General features: G+C 37.5%; 15 protein-coding genes. 5 read left to right on the top strand and 10 right to left on the bottom strand.

What is annotated here, in order from left to right; translation table 11 throughout:
* Window positions 1-41: 41 nt before the first annotated feature.
* Window positions 42-1,307: an MgtC/SapB family protein gene (locus CY0110_RS00270; protein WP_008272510.1), complete on the bottom strand. Its 1,266-nt coding sequence runs from the start codon at window positions 1,305-1,307 to the stop codon at window positions 42-44.
* 181 nt (window positions 1,308-1,488) lie between these two features.
* On the opposite strand from CY0110_RS00270, the gene CY0110_RS00265 reads away from it, so the two are divergent.
* The 3 genes from CY0110_RS00265 (at window position 1,489) to CY0110_RS00255 (ending at window position 4,202) form a co-directional block, all read left to right on the top strand.
* Window positions 1,489-1,752 (top strand): glutaredoxin family protein, encoded by a 264-nt coding sequence (locus tag CY0110_RS00265; protein WP_008272509.1) that lies wholly within the window; start codon window positions 1,489-1,491, stop codon window positions 1,750-1,752.
* A 538-nt stretch (window positions 1,753-2,290) separates the two neighbouring features.
* Complete coding sequence (locus CY0110_RS00260) at window positions 2,291-2,626, top strand: hypothetical protein (protein ID WP_008272508.1); 336 nt, start codon at window positions 2,291-2,293, stop codon at window positions 2,624-2,626.
* Window positions 2,627-2,699: 73 nt separating this feature from the next.
* Window positions 2,700-4,202 carry a phytoene desaturase family protein gene (locus CY0110_RS00255; RefSeq protein ID WP_008272507.1) on the top strand — a complete coding sequence of 501 codons (1,503 nt, stop codon included), beginning with the start codon at window positions 2,700-2,702 and terminating at the stop codon, window positions 4,200-4,202.
* A 51-nt stretch (window positions 4,203-4,253) separates the two neighbouring features.
* On the opposite strand, the gene CY0110_RS00250 is transcribed toward CY0110_RS00255, so the two are convergent.
* From CY0110_RS00250 to ggpS, 4 genes are all read right to left on the bottom strand, one after another.
* Window positions 4,254-4,484 carry a type II toxin-antitoxin system HicA family toxin gene (locus CY0110_RS00250; RefSeq protein ID WP_008272506.1) on the bottom strand — a complete coding sequence of 77 codons (231 nt, stop codon included), beginning with the start codon at window positions 4,482-4,484 and terminating at the stop codon, window positions 4,254-4,256.
* Window positions 4,481-4,720 carry a type II toxin-antitoxin system HicB family antitoxin gene (locus CY0110_RS00245; RefSeq protein WP_008272505.1) on the bottom strand — a complete coding sequence of 80 codons (240 nt, stop codon included), beginning with the start codon at window positions 4,718-4,720 and terminating at the stop codon, window positions 4,481-4,483. The genes CY0110_RS00250 and CY0110_RS00245 overlap by 4 nt, the downstream gene beginning before the upstream one ends.
* A 159-nt stretch (window positions 4,721-4,879) precedes the next feature.
* Complete coding sequence (locus CY0110_RS30280; protein WP_008272504.1) at window positions 4,880-5,047, bottom strand: hypothetical protein; 168 nt, start codon at window positions 5,045-5,047, stop codon at window positions 4,880-4,882.
* Window positions 5,048-5,156: 109 nt separating this feature from the next.
* Window positions 5,157-6,668 (bottom strand): glucosylglycerol-phosphate synthase, encoded by a 1,512-nt coding sequence (gene ggpS, locus CY0110_RS00235; protein WP_008272503.1) that lies wholly within the window; start codon window positions 6,666-6,668, stop codon window positions 5,157-5,159.
* A gap of 527 nt (window positions 6,669-7,195) precedes the next feature.
* On the opposite strand from ggpS, the gene trxA reads away from it, so the two are divergent.
* The gene (gene trxA / locus CY0110_RS00230; RefSeq protein ID WP_035797900.1) at window positions 7,196-7,513 is read left to right on the top strand and encodes a thioredoxin; all 318 of its coding nucleotides are present in this window, start codon (window positions 7,196-7,198) and stop codon (window positions 7,511-7,513) included.
* Here trxA and pyk read toward each other — a convergent pair.
* The 3 genes from pyk to CY0110_RS00215 form a co-directional block, all read right to left on the bottom strand.
* Window positions 7,510-8,937: a pyruvate kinase gene (pyk, locus tag CY0110_RS00225; RefSeq protein ID WP_008272501.1), complete on the bottom strand. Its 1,428-nt coding sequence runs from the start codon at window positions 8,935-8,937 to the stop codon at window positions 7,510-7,512. The genes trxA and pyk overlap by 4 nt on opposite strands.
* A 321-nt stretch (window positions 8,938-9,258) precedes the next feature.
* Window positions 9,259-9,540 (bottom strand): hypothetical protein, encoded by a 282-nt coding sequence (locus CY0110_RS00220; protein WP_008272500.1) that lies wholly within the window; start codon window positions 9,538-9,540, stop codon window positions 9,259-9,261.
* 26 nt (window positions 9,541-9,566) lie between these two features.
* Window positions 9,567-10,706: a hypothetical protein gene (locus CY0110_RS00215; RefSeq protein WP_008272499.1), complete on the bottom strand. Its 1,140-nt coding sequence runs from the start codon at window positions 10,704-10,706 to the stop codon at window positions 9,567-9,569.
* 91 nt (window positions 10,707-10,797) lie between these two features.
* Between CY0110_RS00215 and CY0110_RS00210 the strand changes: the two genes are divergently transcribed.
* Window positions 10,798-12,183, top strand: a complete 1,386-nt coding sequence (locus CY0110_RS00210; protein WP_008272498.1) for an aminoglycoside phosphotransferase family protein — start codon at window positions 10,798-10,800, stop codon at window positions 12,181-12,183.
* Between the two features lie 11 nt (window positions 12,184-12,194).
* Here CY0110_RS00210 and CY0110_RS00205 read toward each other — a convergent pair whose 3' ends face one another.
* Both CY0110_RS00205 and CY0110_RS00200 read right to left on the bottom strand, forming a co-directional pair.
* Window positions 12,195-13,376: an ABC transporter ATP-binding protein gene (locus CY0110_RS00205; RefSeq protein ID WP_008272497.1), complete on the bottom strand. Its 1,182-nt coding sequence runs from the start codon at window positions 13,374-13,376 to the stop codon at window positions 12,195-12,197.
* Window positions 13,377-13,432: 56 nt separating this feature from the next.
* Window positions 13,433-15,442 carry an Rne/Rng family ribonuclease gene (locus tag CY0110_RS00200; protein ID WP_008272496.1) on the bottom strand — a complete coding sequence of 670 codons (2,010 nt, stop codon included), beginning with the start codon at window positions 15,440-15,442 and terminating at the stop codon, window positions 13,433-13,435.
* Window positions 15,443-15,597: the final 155 nt, after the last annotated feature.

Genomic DNA, 15,597 nt, shown 5'->3' with positions numbered 1-15,597 from the left:
TAATTAATTGCTGTTTACTGACAACCGATCATTGATGACTGTTAATTGATCACTGAAATATTAGCTATGAAAATTACGATGCTTAATGACAGGGAACCAAAAAGAATCCCACCACACCAATAAGCTAACACTTTCCCCCCGATTATAGCAGTCATTCCTACTTTAACAATGGTATTCATGGTTATTGCTAATAACGTCCCAATCATAGCAACTTGTGAGGCCATAGTATCATTAGCAGCTTTAGCTAAAGAAATACCAACCGCGTCCACATCAACCAGTCCAGAAATGGCCGATAATAGATAAACTCCGCTATCTCCGAACCAATTTTGAGCAGCACGAACCAATATCGATAAAATAGCTAATAAAGCAGCATATTGTAAAGCTGCACCTAATTCTACTGGATTTGATAGCTTAACGGGAGTGGTTGATTTTGGAGGAGATAACCGCCAAACTAATAAACCGGCACAAACTAAAGGAATAATTGCTAATACGATTAACGGTATAATTAATTGTTGAGCTAAACTACCATTAACCACCATAATTTCTATTAATAATCTCGGTGCCATCATACCATTAGCCAAAGCAATGCCAGCAGCTAATAAAATAGTAATATCTTGACGAGTTTTTGCCATACGAGAAAAGGCTAAAGTTAAAGCCGTAGATGAAGCAATTCCTCCGAAAAATCCCGTTAATAATAAACCGACTTTATTACCTAAAATGCGAATAGAAAAATAACCTAAATAGGAAATACCCGATATTAATAATACCAATAAACCAATGGAACGAGGATTAATCGCTTGCCAAGGACCTAAATTTTCATTCGGTAAAAGAGGAAAAAAAACCGAAGCAATTAATAGTAATTGTAAGGTAGCAATTAACTCTCGACGTTGCAGTAATAATAAATAGCGACGTAACTCTTCTTTTAACCCCAATAACCAAGCTACAATAACAGCGATCGCTACTGCTTCTATCATCCAACCACTCACTACCATAGCCCCTAAACTAAAGGTCATCAATAAAGCAATTTCTGTAGTAGTCCCATAATCTTTTGATTTTTTTGCCGTCAAGGCATAAGAGGTGACAATAACGAGAGATAAACCTAAAAAAATCACCGCTAATATACCGATGCCCCATTTATCCGCTAAGACCGCAGCAATGCCCCCAAATAGCCCACTTAAACCAAAGTTACGAATCCCCCCATCTCCCAAACCATCAGGGTCTTCACGGGTCTTCCAGCCCCGTTCTATGCCAATAATTAAGCCTAAAATTAAGGCGATCGCTAATTGAGTGGCAACGGTTAAATCCATTGTCTAAATATCGTCTCAAGATTTACAATATTGTTAGGATCAATTATTTCTACATTAACGGATTAGAGCAAAGAGTTTAATCTCTAAATAGAAAACTAGGGATTTCAAATCCTTTCATTTTAGAGAATGTTAACTCCAAACTTGTGATCAAAATTTATCTTATTATTTCTTAATTAATTATATGCGACTCATTTTATATAGCAAGCCAGGGTGTCATTTATGTGAAGGACTTGAAGGGAAATTAAAGCAAATAGAAACCCTACAGTTTGAGTTAGAAATACGAGACATTACTACCCGTGACGATTGGTTTAAGTCCTATCAATACGAAATTCCCGTTTTACGAATGCACTTACCCCAAGGAGAAAAAACCATTCCTCGGTTTTCTCCCCGGATTTCTGTAGAGAGGTTAGCACAAAAATTAGAAAAATATCTCGAAACCCATTAATAATCAATAAAGATTAATTATTGCTTGAGCTTTTTTTGAGGAAGAAAAGATTGAAACAACGAAAAAGTGTAAACAAACGTCGTAATAAATAGTTGAAAATTTTTGATTTCGGTTGTTTTCTTCATTGTCCAATCTCTTCGGCTTTGTTATTCAGAATATTTTATAAATGTATCTGAAATATTACTTGGAAACTTCCCCCAATAGAGTGATCCAAAGAGGTTAAATATAATTAATTAGTTTTGTGAAGTTGCGCTGTTCTCACTCTAAAAGGATTGGATATAGAAGCACTTTCTATTTTATCTAAAGTAAGTCCAACACCAGTTAAGAAGAAAGCGATTACAACAGTATTAACAAGAATAGTCGTGAGTTTCATAAAGATTCAAACGATTTAATGGTCACTTTTTAGATTTACATTTTTTTATGTCTTTTGTATGGCATTGTTATAGCAAAGTGATGACTTAGATAGAGTTGGCCGTAAACTCCAAAATTGCATTAACATAAATAGTATAGATGGTTACTCAATTAGGATAGTTAGTTTATGAGCGATCGCAATAGTCCCAACTGGGAAGAAAAATTAGAACAGAAATTTAAGGATCTTGAAACGGAAATAAATAATCAAACCACCCCAGTCCGTCCTTTTAACCCCAATGAAGAAAATAGTAACGGGATCTTAACTCGTGTTGCTGCTTGGTATCAAGGGTTAGAAACCCCTGCTAAAGTAGGCGTTGCTGTGGTTGGAGTGATAGTAGGATTATCCATCCTCAATAGCATTTTAAAGTTAGTTACCTCTTTGATCGTAGTAGGAATTTTAGGGATTGTTCTTTACGGATTATATCGCGCATTAATTCAGAATAAATCTGAATCTGAGTCATAAGTGATTGTGGCATTTTACGAGTCTGTAAGGGTTTAGCCGAGCTAAACCCATCAACCGATATAAGAGTTTAATAATGAACTTTGATGTTATTATAATTGGCAGTGGCATCGGTGGTTTAACTGCTGGATCTTTATTAGCAAAATATGGGAAAAAAGTTGCCATTTTTGAAAGTCATTCTATCCCTGGTGGTGCTGCTCATAGTTTCACTCGTCAAGGGTTCATCTTTGACTCTGGCCCATCTTTTTATTGTGGTTTGGGGAATGAAAAACCTTCTCTTAATCCTTTAAAACAAGTATTAGATAGTTTAGGGGAAAGTTTAGAGGTTATTCCTTATGATCCTTTGGGTCATTATCATTTTCCAGAGGAAAAATTTCCTGTTTATAGTGATCTAGAAAAGTATCGTCAAGCTGTCGCAAAAGTGACTCCTCAAGGGGCTAAAGAATTAGCTAATTTCGAGTCTAAAATGCTAGGACTTTATGACTGTTTAAAAGATATTCCCACTATTGCTTTACGAGCAGATTGGCAATTATTTTCTGTTTTAATTAGTCGCTATTTTCCCTCTTTAATCAAAAGTTTATTTCAAGTGGGAATGATTAGCGGATCAGTAGGAGGTGTGATGGATAATACCGTAAAAGATCCTTGGGTTCGTCGTTTAATTGATCTTGAATGTTTCTTACTCTCAGGATTAAAAGCTAAGGGAACTGTTGCCCCAGAAATTGCCTTTATGTTGGGAGAAAGAACCCGCGCTGGCGTAGAATATCCAATCGGCGGAAGTGCCGCAATTGTTGATGCTTTGGTCAATGGATTAAAGCGATATGAAGGAGAATTATATCTTAACTCTCATGTCGATAAAATAATTATCAAATCAGGAAAAGTAACAGGAATTAAACTCAAAAAAGGGGATATTATTAACGCCTCTGTTGTTATTTCTAATGTTACGCTTTGGGATACCTATCAACACCTTTTAGATCCAGAAGATTTACCTAAAAGTTATCGAAAAGAACAACTAGAAACCCCTGCTGTTGAAAGTTTTATGCACCTTCATCTAGGCATAAAAGCAGACGGATTAGAAAATTTAACGGGTCATCATGTGGTGGTTCATGATAGTAATAAAGATATTACCGTTCCTGGTAATACTTGTATGATTTCCATTCCTTCTGTTTGGGATAAAAATTTAGCCCCTGAAGGTCATTATGTGGTTCATACTTATACGTTAGAACCCTATCAAGGATGGGAAAAAAATGCAGACTATGAACATAAGAAAAAACAGCGATCGCAATCCTTATATAAAGCTTTAGAAAAGGTTATTCCTGATATTCGTCAACGAGTGGTTTTAGAATTAATAGGAACCCCTTTGACCCATAGTCGCTTTCTCCGTCGTTATCAAGGAACTTATGGACCAGCAATACCCGCCGGAAATGGTCTGTTTCCTAGCTGTCATACTCCCATCTCAGGACTTTATCGAGTCGGAGATAGTACCTTACCAGGTATTGGGGTTCCGGCAGTTGCTGCTTCTGGTATTTTGTGTGCGAATACCTTAGTTTCTCCTCAACAAGTCGAGGAAATTATAAAGTAGAAAAAGGTGCGTTTTTGTAAACTTCGTTAATGCACTCTATATGATCTGATCTTATTTTCTCAACAACTCAAAAAAACTTTCCTTATCAAGTCCAATATCTTGAATCATTCCCATTAGTGTACCTTGTTTGATGTCTTTTCCTGAATGAATGGGAACAACAACTCTTTGTCCTTGACTATTTTTATAAATCTGATGACTTCCCTTTTGACGATCTAAATAAAATCCTAATTTTTCGATTACTTTGATAAAGTCTTTGGCTTTAATACTGGGAAAGTTGCTCATGCTAAAACACTTAACGGTTTAACGATTAAATTATCTTGAGGAATCGGTTGATTATCTTCCCTTAAACTTTCCAGATACAATTCAATCGCTTCTTTAATATTCTCAATCGCTTCTTCAAAGGTATCTCCTTGGGAATGACACCCTTTTAAAGTAGGACAAAAAGCATGATAACCTCCCTCTGCTTCTTGTTCGAGGAGGACAATGTAATTATAAATATGCTTACTTGTGTTATCCATTTGTCTAAATTAAGTTTAAACTAATCTTATTATAAACGTTTTTTTAATAAATAAAAAGGCGCGTCAAAAACGCACCGAAACTCAGACAAATAACACTTAATTAATAATTAGATTGCATCATCATCGTGGACAAATCTGTATTTTGAAATAAATAAATGATCAATAATCATCATCAGCTACACAAATGCCTTTACATTTAATACCATTACTGGCTGTGCGTTTACAATGAGGACATAAAATAGGTTCTTGGTTTGAGTCGTTTTTTTTATCCTGTTGATTGATTGTTTCTTTTAATTTTTTTTGATTATTTTCTAAGGACAATACCATAATTTATAAATTGATTAAAAAGATTCTTATTTGTTTATTATAAGAAAAAATCCCCACAGATCAATGTAGGGAAACTAAACTTACTGAGGTTCATCAGGGAGCAAACTTTTTAGTTTAATGCGGGTTCTTTTTCATCGACAAATTCACGGGTCATATTAGCAAAGTAGTCTAAGAGACGGTCAGACCAGTATTTAACATCATACTTAGTCACCGTTTCGTACATTTTCGCCATTTTTTCCTGTTGTTCTTCAGGAGACATATCTAAAGCTTTATCGATCGCTTCATCCATTAATTTAACGGAGTAAGGATTAGTTAAAATCGCTTGAGGAAGTTCAATCGCTGCCCCAACAAACTCAGATAAGACTAATACTCCGTCTTTTCCTTCATGGGCAACAATATATTCTTTGGCCACTAAATTTAAGCCATCTCGTAAAGGAGTTGTCCAGCAAATATCGGCCGCTTTGTAGTAACAGAATAAATCCAGTAAAGGAATGGGTTGAGTAAATAGACGAACGGGAAGCCAGTCAAATTCAGCAAAACGTCCGTTAATTTTACCCACTAAATATTCAATTTCTCGTTGGGCTTCTTGATACACTTGCATTCCTGTGGCTGCTTGCACACAAGTCATGACAAAGTTAACTTTACCGTGTATTTCTGGGCGACGTTCTAATAAACGCTCAAATGCTTCCAATTTTTCCTTATTCCCTTTCACATAATCCACCCGACCGGCGGCAATAATCAGTTTACGACCCTCAATCGTCTTTCTGATTTCTGCGACTTTGGCGTCTGCTTCTGGGGTGTGTAGCACATCTAAAATGTTTTGGGGACTAGTTCCTACAGGAAAAGCATCTACTTTGACGATTTGGTTTTTGTATCTTAACTTGGTGTTAACTTCTGGTTCAGCTAAAGCAATACCCACAGGCGTCATATGTCCTGTTACTTTTGTGGTTTCTACAATATCAATAGGCCGCAAACTACGGGCAACATTAACGAAGTTTTCTGAGTAACGAGGAATGTGGAAGCCAACCACATCACAACATAACAAACTATCTACAATTGCTTCTCGCCAAGGTAAGATATTGAACACATCTACCGAAGGGAAAGGAGTATGATGGAAGAAAGCAATTCTTGCATCAGGCTTTTTCTCCCGAATGAATTGGGGTGCAAGCCAAAGGTTATAATCGTGAACCCAAATTAAGGCATCATCGGCCGCTTCTTCGCAAGCTGCTTCAGCGAAAAGTCGGTTAATTTTCACGAAGTTATCCCAATTGGATGACTCACTGGTAAAGTGATAAGGAAATGAGTGTAAAATCGGCCAGAATGCTTCTTTTGAAGTAACGTAATAAAAATCCCTCACTTGTTCAGCAGTTAAAGGTATACGGGAAACCCGATAATTGCCATCATCTTCTACATTAACGTTCTTATTAAATTGCTGTTTCTGCTCTTCTGAAACTTGTTTCCAGGCAATCCAAGTTCCTTCGTTATTATCATCAGCAAAAAAGCTCTTTAACGTTGGAACAATACCATTAGGACTTTTCTTTGGCAGATATCTTACTTGTCCATTTTCTACTACTTCGTCATAAGGTTCACGGTGATACAAAATAACAAGGGAAGATTTCATAAGCTGTTTCTCTGTTTGTTTTTACTTGAGTTGACTGATTTAACCTTAGCTAAATCAAAGACAATAAGAAAAATAAGTCATTAAAGAATGATTCTTTTGGTTATGATACTAACATAATCACCTCAAGAGATCATGGTTACTTTACCATAGTTAAACTATTTTGTCTCAATAGGCTAAGAATCTCTACCTTTGAATGGTTAAATTCTCTAGTTTTAATAGGGATTAATTATTAATTGTTAAGTATTATTTATCAGGTTGATTGAGATAAGGTGACTGATATGAATATTTGTTGTTCATTCTCTTGCTTAGCAATATTAAAGGTTATATTAAGAAATTAAGAAATCTTGACAGCTTTGTGGTTTTATTTTTAGTATCTTTGATGACATTGAGAATACTAACATTAATCAATGATATGTGCAAGATAGAACCTCTGATAAGAGAGTATTATCTTATGGCTTAAAAAAGCCACCAATCTATTCCTTTTGGTATAGATTTTCTTATTGTTAACTGAATCTCTCTCAACTATTATGACAATCAAAAAACAATTTTCCAGTTTTGAAGAAATGTTATCAGCCTCAACAGTTCCTGTTTTGGTGGATTTTTACGCAACTTGGTGCGGTCCTTGCCAAATGATGAGCCCAATTTTAGAACAAGTTGGAACCCAAATGAGAAACCGCGTGCAAGTTGTTAAAATTGATACCGATAAGTATCCAGGAATTGCCTCCAAATATGGCATTCAATCTTTACCTACTTTAGTTCTATTCAAACAAGGACAACCAGTAGAAAGGATTGAAGGAGCTATGCAAGCATCTCAATTAATGCAGCATCTCAATCTTTTAGTTTAATTGTCCTTTCCAATGGTATGAATATTGAGAAAGCTAGTGGTTCTAGTCTTTCTTAACGGTAAACCACCTAAAACTAGAACTTGATTGCCTTTGCTGACGAAATTTCTCTCTAATAGAACTGATTCCATTTGTTCAAGTAGTTGTTCTAAGGTTAACCCATCGTACTTAAACAAAACAGGACGCACTCCCCAAACTAAGTTGAGACGGTGATAAACCTCAAAGTTAGGGGTTAAAGCCAAAACGGGTACTTGGGGACGTTCTGCTGCAGCTAATTTGGCTGAGTAACCTGTTTCAGTAAAGGCTACAATACAGTGGAGATCAAGCACTTTATCAATAGCATTCAATGCTTCAGCTAAGGCGTGAGCTTTATCCCGATGTCGTGGAGGATAATTGGTAAAAGAGATTTCTGGCTCAACATCGCGGGCAATACTAGCTAACATCGTAACTGCTTGCACTGGAAAGTCTCCAACGGCTGATTCTCCTGAGAGCATTACTGCATCGGTTCCATCAATAATAGCATTGGCTACATCGCTGGCTTCTGCACGAGTTGGACGCGGATTACGAATCATACTATCTAACATTTGGGTAGCTGTAATCACGGGAATACCTTTTTGATTACACATCCGAATAATCTGTTTTTGCAACAAGGGGACTTTCTCAGGGCGCATTTCTACGCCTAAGTCCCCACGAGCTACCATAATGGCATTACATTCGTCGACAATTTCTTCTAAATGTTCAATGGCTTGGGGTTTTTCGATTTTTGCTAATACTGGAATATCAGCATTTCTAGCAGCTAAAAAGGATTTAAGGGCTTTAATATCGGCTGCTTGACGAACAAAACTTAAAGAAATAAGGTCGACCCCTTGAGAAATGCCAAATTCTAGGTCTTTTTTATCTTTTTCCGTCATCGAAGGCAGTTGTAAGTTAAGAGAGGGAAAGTTAACCCCTTTATGACTTTTAAGAATGCCACCTTCGACCACTTTACAACTTACTCCATCACCCTTGATGGCTTCAACGGTTAATTCTAATATCCCATCATCGAGTAACACTTGTGTACCGGGTTGTGCTTCTTTGGCGACATAGGGATAATCAATACCAATGGTATTTTCTTGATTTTCCCATTGCTCTAAAGGAACAATAGTTACAGAAGATCCTTCTGTCAAAGTTAGACCATTGTCAGGTATTTCTCCTACCCGAATTTTTGGCCCTTGTAAGTCTTGTAAAATGGTTAAAGGTAGGTCTAATTCTTGGGAAAGTTGACGCAATAACTTAATCATTTGGCTATGATTATCATAGTTCCCGTGGGAAAAGTTTAAGCGAGCAACATTCATGCCAGCCAGCATCATTTGATGCAGCACATCAGGAGAATAACAAGCTGGCCCAATCGTAGCAACAATTTTAGTGCGAAAAATTAAGGGTTTCATATCAGTTCTTTTTTTGAACCATGAACAAGATTAAATCTAGTACGCCATTCTTTCTGATATTTTTCCTTAGCATAAAATAAAAAATTTTTTTAACTTTATGATAAACAAGTAATAAATAAAAATTAATTCATTTCTAATTATGGCAGCTTCTAATATTTATAAGTTGTATCAAATTTAAAAGTAGACAAAGTAAGTAACTCCATTGCCTTGTACTTCTTTCCTATTTGCTCAATAATTATTAATTGTTAATAATTGGATTCTGATTAAATTTTTCCTAGGAAGAAAACAAAAAAAGGGTGAGGAGTTAAAAACGAAATTTAATTAGGAAGGGAGATATTCTCTAACTTCTCTGGTGTAAGGGCCGTGAACTTCAGCATAATAATTCAGAATGTCTGCGAGTCGCTGTTTTTCTAAGGGAGGAAAATTAACAGGATAACCCATTTCTAAGTGATCAATTTGACTTTGATCATAGCTAAAGTGTTGAGACTGTTGAGGAATTAACTCAATCGTAACCTCTTCAATTTGACGTAAATGGGCAGCTAATTCTCGATAAACTGCCAATGATAAATGAGGATAAGTAATTTTTTCTGTTGTGTGTTTCACTGTTTGTACATATTTAAACTAATTGTTTAAGACCAATCAGTTAAGGTGATTGTTACGTCTTCTTTGTTACGACCTCGAAGACCCAGTTCTGACTTTTGACTGTTATCGTCTGCTCCTACACGACCATCAAATTCAGCTTGAATGCCGGGGGTTAAGGTATAAGTTGCAGCTAGTTCAACTTTCATACTGTTAATAACTTTGTTAGTTCCTTTTTCTGCAATTTGTAAGGTTAGAGTGGAAACTTTCAGGGTTTCATTGCCATTATTACATAATGTGCCATTCACTAAGGGATTCGATGTATCTTCTCCTGCTAACTCAACTTGTTGTAACATCAAATTGTTAACAATTCCAAAACCATCAGGATTGGCGGGGTCGGGTGGAGCGATAGAAGGTGCAGAAGGAGTTGATGGAGTTGGTGGATCTATCGGTTCTTCTGGGGGTTCTCCAAGGCCACGGGGAATTTCTAATCCATACTGTTCTAAAATCACATAAGGTCTTTGACTGCTGACATTAATAGCTTTAACTCTAACCTGTCCATTGGATAGAGTTCCCCCCACTCTTACTTGACGAGCAACGTTTTCATTCGGGGCTTTAACAATAGCCACAGGAGTTCCACTAAGTTGCATAACTCCTGATACCTCAACCCCTCTTGCTTCGTTAGGAATGGGTAAAACAGGAGCAAGGAGGGGTGCCGGACCAACATCGGAGACAGGAGTTGCACTCCCTGGGGCTTGGGCTACAGTAGCGACTGGTCTTTGCTCTAATGTACACAGTTGTTCTGGTGGAGCAACGCCATTTGCGGCCACCCCATTCTGAGCGAAGCCATTTTGATTAGAGCCATTTGAGCTAGTTGTTTGCCGAACCACGGGTTTAATAGGGATAACAGCAAAGGGGTTATCCCGACCGGTTTGAATGTTTTTCCTCCGTTCACTAGGGGGTGTGGATGGTAGCAAGCCTTGGCTGGCGGAGACTTGAGGAGGAGAAGGAGTGGACTCAGGGTCTTCAAAGACTTCGTCTGGGTTTTCTTCAGGAGTTTCAGGGGATTCAGGAGACTCAGCTACAGGGGGTTCTTCTGAGGAGTCTTGACCGCTTTGAAAAAGGCTACACCCTCCTGACGTAAGAGCTACATAGCTCAGCAATAGGATTAATGGAACTTTTTTGATCATGACCAAAAAAAATTTATCAGTTGATTACTCTACAATATTAACCTGACTTTTAAAACTGTACCTAAACAGTGTTAGGACTAAGTGTATTTTTATGAAATTTTTCAAAGTTTGGCAATGTCATTTTTATCTTTTATTGTTACATCCCACTCAAGCAATGATTTGGGTAAAATCCCATAGAAATCAAGACTATTGCTTACCGCAGATTAAGATTAATCAAGGAATACGGCCAGATAACGTAACTGTAATTAATCAAGCCATTGAGCAAAAATTTGGCATTACTGTTAATATTTTACATTATGCTTATTTTCATAGGAATCAAACAGAAAAAGTAATGGAAGGGGTCTATGTTTTAGAATTGGATACTTTTCCTGAAAACATGAATAATGGAATGTGGTGCGATCGCATAACTTTAAATAGGATTTCGTTTCCTAATTTAGAACATAAATCTCTAATTCAAACCTATTTAATGGAAAGACAAACAGGAAAAATTCCTGAACTTCGTCCACCTTGGGCGCAACTGGGTTGGTATGCTCAGGTGTCTAATTGGATTAAGAAAGAATTGAGTAGATTGGGGTATGAACAAATTGCTCCTATTGAATGTGTAAAAAGTTGGTGTCTTTCTTGTATTTTAAAAGTACCAACTACTGTAGGATTTTTATATTTTAAACAAGCTTCTACGTTACCCCTTTTTTGCCATGAACCAATTATTACTAAAGAATTAGCTACTTTTTTTCCTAATTATATCCCTAAAGTAATTAGTATTAATCCTGAACAGCATTGGTTACTATTAGAAGATTTTGGTCAACCAATCGGTAATCAAGTATCTTTAAAAATCAAACAAAATATTTATGGTTTATTGGCAAAAATACAAATTCAGTCTGTAAAATATTGCGATCGCCTTTTAGCAATGGGTTGTTTAGATCGGCGTTTACAATGTTTAGAAACTCAAATTGAACCTTTAATAGAAAACGCAGCTACATTAACTCAATTATCAGCACAAGAGATTACACAACTCCACAATTTAGTTCCTGTTTTGAAAAACTTATGCTTACAACTAGATAGCTACAACATTCCATCAACCTTGGTTCACGGAGATTTACACTTAAATAATGTTGCTTTTAATAAAGGTAATTATATTTTTTTTGATTGGACAGATAGTTGTATTTCTCATCCTTTTTTTGATTTGTTTGAATTGTTTTTTATTTCCAGCAGCAAATTTTGTCTTAACCAATTTAAAACTTTTTGGAATCATTATTATTCTATTCCACGGATACGAAACAGCTATCTCTCTCAGTGGCTTGAATATGAATCTAAAGAACGGTTACTGGAAGCTTGGGCAATAGCTAGACCTTTGTGTGCTTTGCATCACGCCATTACTTATCAATATATTATCAATATTTTAGAACCAAAAAATAAATGGGAATTCAGTAATGTCTTACCTTTCTTCCTCAGAAAAATAATTCAGTCTGCATCTTAGATGCAAACCAATTAATATGATTTTTGATTAAGACGATAACGTTGATGATAAGAAAGCAACGGTTTACCATCTGGATCATAGCCACTTCCATCCCAATAAAACCAATGAAGACTGTTTTCAGGCAGAGCTAAGGATATATGATCTCCATTTTTCTTTTTTCCATCGTCTTTAACTAAGGCTCGAATCACTAAGTCTGATTGTTCAACTTGAACGCTAATTAAACTTTCTTTACCTAATTCTTCTACTAATTTAATTTGACCTTCGATAACTAAAGAATCAATTTCTGTTGCTTCATGAATATCTTCGGGACGAATGCCTAAAACTATCTGTTTAAGTCCTTGAGACTGGCCTTTTAACTCTGGAATGTTTTCAGGGGCAACATTAGTTAGAGGAATGAGAAATTTACCTAAGATAGCCTGATTATTCTCACAGTCCAATTCTAGCAAATTCATCTGAGGACTACCCACAAACCCTGCGACAAATTGATTAGCAGGGTATCGATAAATTTCACGGGGAGAAGCCAATTGTTGAATTTCACCACCAAATAAAACCGCCACCTTATCCGAAAGGGTCATAGCTTCAGTTTGGTCGTGTGTGACATACACCACGGGCTTATTTTGTTCGGTGAAAATTTGTTTGAGTTCTGCTCTGACTTGTTCTCTGAGAAGGGCATCTAGGTTACTTAAGGGTTCATCTAATAAGAAAACATCAGGATTTCTAACCAAGGCGCGGGCTAAAGCCACTCTTTGCCGTTGTCCCCCTGAGAGTTTGCCTGGTTTTTCCAGTAAACAATCTTTCCCTTCTTGAAGTTTTAATTGTTTGGCAGCTTTTTGAATCCGTTCATTAATTTCCTTATCGGAAAGATTACGAATTTTCAAGGCTGTGGCAATATTTTCCTCGGCTGTCATGTGAGGATAAAGGGCATAACTTTGGAAAACCATAGCAATATTGCGATCGCCTGGGGCAATATTAGTGACCTTTTTTTCTCCAATAAAGATATCTCCTTTTGTTGGGGGTTCTAATCCGGCAATTAATCTCAAAAGGGTTGATTTTCCGCAACCAGATGGGCCGAGTAAGGTTAAGAATTCTCCGTCTTGAACCTCAACACCACTGATTCCTTTAACCACATCAAGGGTTTTTCCTTTATCGATTTGATATTGTTTTGTTAAGTTTTCTAGTCTTAACTTAGCCATTCTCTTATTTGGTTTAAGTTTTTAGCATTTTTATTCTTTGATAGTAGGATAACATTTTATTCATCTGAGTCTTTTGCCGAAGACCGACGACGGCGACGACGGATAACTGGTTTAACTCCGTCCTCTTGAGATGAGGAAGTGAGTTCAGTTTCATCATCATCGTCATCATCTATATTTTCTGTTTCCTCTATGTCTGGAGACTCACTCAAATGGTCATTGCTCATATCGCTTAAGTCAATCACCATCTGTTGTTCTTCTTTGGCAGGGGTCTCAACTTCTGGGGTAGAAGTTTCGGTCAGTTCGATGGTTTTTCTTTCTACACCATCTGGAGATTTAACTGAAACTACCACAGATTTGGGATCTTTAAATTCTTTATCAAGACGTACCAAAGGCGAAATACCCATTAAAGCGTAAACATCTTGTTCTAGAGGAGTCATTTCTACTGAAACTTTTTCAACTGGGCTTTCTTCTCGACGCAAATGCCGAGGTAGCCGTTCTCTGCGATTTTCATAACTGGATTCGTTATTATCGTCGCCTTCTTTGGAGCCACCGTTATTGCTTGGTTTAGGAGAATCTTCTTTGATAACCAGGTTAGGAGTTTGACGACGGCGACGACGACGATTATTGGCGTTACTATTTTGTTCTTGATAACTGGGATGGTGTAATAATTCTAATTCATCGGAATTATCGTTATCTTCGTCTTCAAAAGAAGAATCCCAACTGCTGTCATTAACTTCTACCGGTTTTTCGACTGGTTTGGGAGTTACAGGGGTTGGGGCAGGAATAGGAAGGGTGGGGTTTGCGCTTGACTCAAGGGCTACTAACTGAGATTCTCCTGGAAGATGGGCTAAATGTCCTAAACCGCCACATTGAGGGCAGGGTTGACCAAATAACTCATAAATGTTTTTGCCTTGGCGTTTACGGGTTAATTCTACTAATCCCAATTCTGAGAGTTGAGCAATTTGGGGTCTGGCTTTATCAACTTTGAGGGCTTTATTGAAATGTTCAAGTAACTTAAGTTGGTCTCGTCGAGAGTCCATGTCTATAAAATCGACAATGATCACACCACCAATATTTCTTAATCTTAACTGACGGGCGATTTCGGTAGCTGCTTCGCTGTTAGTCCATAATACGGTTTCTCTGGAGGTTGCTGAACGGGTAAAAGACCCTGAGTTGACATCGATGACGGTGAGAGCTTCGGTGGGTTCGATGATGATATAACCCCCAGATGGTAAATCAACTCTGGGTTTTAGGGCTTCTCTAACAGCAGCATTAACTCGAAAATAGTCTAAAACCGACATAGATTCCCGATGGTGGTCAATTAATACGCCTTCGGGAGGTCTTCCTCCACTCCAGTTCATTAAATGATGTTTGACCCGTTTGACTCCGGAGGGGTTATCTACGACAATGCGGTTGACATCTGCGCTGTACATATCCCGCAAAACTCTTTGAATAAAGTCATCATCACGGTTTAATAGGGAAGGGGCCCGGGTTGAGGTGGCTTGGACTTGGATGGACTCCCATTGTCGTTGTAAAAATTCTAAGTCTTCCATGATGGCTTCTTCGGCTTTGCCTTCGGCTTCAGTTCTTACTAATAAGCCCATGCCGGCTGGTTTAATAAGAATAGCTAAAGCCCGTAACCGACTCCGTTCATCATCGTTGCGAATACGCCGAGAGAGGTTAACTCCTTTGCCGTTGGGCATCAATACTAAGTAGCGTCCAGGAAGGCTAATATTGCCGGTTAATCTTGGACCTTTGTTACCGGTGGGTTCTTTCATCACCTGCACCAGCACTTTTTGTTGTGGGGTTAAGAGTTCTGTGATGGCACCTGCGCTACGTTTGAGGCGCAATGGTCCTAAGTCGGTAACGTGAATAAAGCCGTTTCTTTCTGCATCTCCGATGTTAACAAAGGCTGCATCAATGCCGGGGATGACGTTTTCAACAACGCCTAGGAAAATGTCACTAACTTGTTGGTTCCCTGTGGCAACCACTAATTCTTGTATTTGATCTTCCCAAAAAACGGCAGCAATGTGATGTTTTTCTGCGATAATAATTTGCTTTGGCATTCAATTCCCTCAAACTTCTGTAAGAGACGATGACAGGTTATAATTCCTGGGTTTGGTGCTTAAATTACTGGAAAAATTGTTTACGATTAAACATTTTGACATATTAAGTCAAGGGTCAACGGTAGTGAACTCGACTCATTTTTATCCTTAACCTA

The sequence above is a fragment of the Crocosphaera chwakensis CCY0110 genome, assembly GCF_000169335.1.
GTDB classification, from domain to species: domain Bacteria; phylum Cyanobacteriota; class Cyanobacteriia; order Cyanobacteriales; family Microcystaceae; genus Crocosphaera; species Crocosphaera chwakensis.
Note: the sequence above shows the minus strand (reverse complement) of the source record. Positions and strands in the feature narration are given on the sequence as shown.

What these genes read in the sequence shown, in the direction of transcription:
- CY0110_RS00210 (WP_008272498.1), top strand. Translation starts at nt 10,798, where the DNA reads ATGAAATTTTTCAAAGTTTGGCAATGTCATTTTTATCTTTTATTGTTA.
- CY0110_RS00205 (WP_008272497.1), bottom strand. Translation starts at nt 13,376, where the DNA reads ATGGCTAAGTTAAGACTAGAAAACTTAACAAAACAATATCAAATCGAT.
- CY0110_RS00200 (WP_008272496.1), bottom strand. Translation starts at nt 15,442, where the DNA reads ATGCCAAAGCAAATTATTATCGCAGAAAAACATCACATTGCTGCCGTT.
- CY0110_RS00250 (WP_008272506.1), bottom strand. Translation starts at nt 4,484, where the DNA reads ATGAGCAACTTTCCCAGTATTAAAGCCAAAGACTTTATCAAAGTAATC.
- CY0110_RS00265 (WP_008272509.1), top strand. Translation starts at nt 1,489, where the DNA reads ATGCGACTCATTTTATATAGCAAGCCAGGGTGTCATTTATGTGAAGGA.
- CY0110_RS00245 (WP_008272505.1), bottom strand. Translation starts at nt 4,720, where the DNA reads ATGGATAACACAAGTAAGCATATTTATAATTACATTGTCCTCCTCGAA.
- CY0110_RS00215 (WP_008272499.1), bottom strand. Translation starts at nt 10,706, where the DNA reads ATGATCAAAAAAGTTCCATTAATCCTATTGCTGAGCTATGTAGCTCTT.
- ggpS (WP_008272503.1), bottom strand. Translation starts at nt 6,668, where the DNA reads ATGAAATCTTCCCTTGTTATTTTGTATCACCGTGAACCTTATGACGAA.
- CY0110_RS30280 (WP_008272504.1), bottom strand. Translation starts at nt 5,047, where the DNA reads ATGGTATTGTCCTTAGAAAATAATCAAAAAAAATTAAAAGAAACAATC.
- CY0110_RS00255 (WP_008272507.1), top strand. Translation starts at nt 2,700, where the DNA reads ATGAACTTTGATGTTATTATAATTGGCAGTGGCATCGGTGGTTTAACT.
- CY0110_RS00260 (WP_008272508.1), top strand. Translation starts at nt 2,291, where the DNA reads ATGAGCGATCGCAATAGTCCCAACTGGGAAGAAAAATTAGAACAGAAA.
- trxA (WP_035797900.1), top strand. Translation starts at nt 7,196, where the DNA reads ATGACAATCAAAAAACAATTTTCCAGTTTTGAAGAAATGTTATCAGCC.
- CY0110_RS00270 (WP_008272510.1), bottom strand. Translation starts at nt 1,307, where the DNA reads ATGGATTTAACCGTTGCCACTCAATTAGCGATCGCCTTAATTTTAGGC.
- pyk (WP_008272501.1), bottom strand. Translation starts at nt 8,937, where the DNA reads ATGAAACCCTTAATTTTTCGCACTAAAATTGTTGCTACGATTGGGCCA.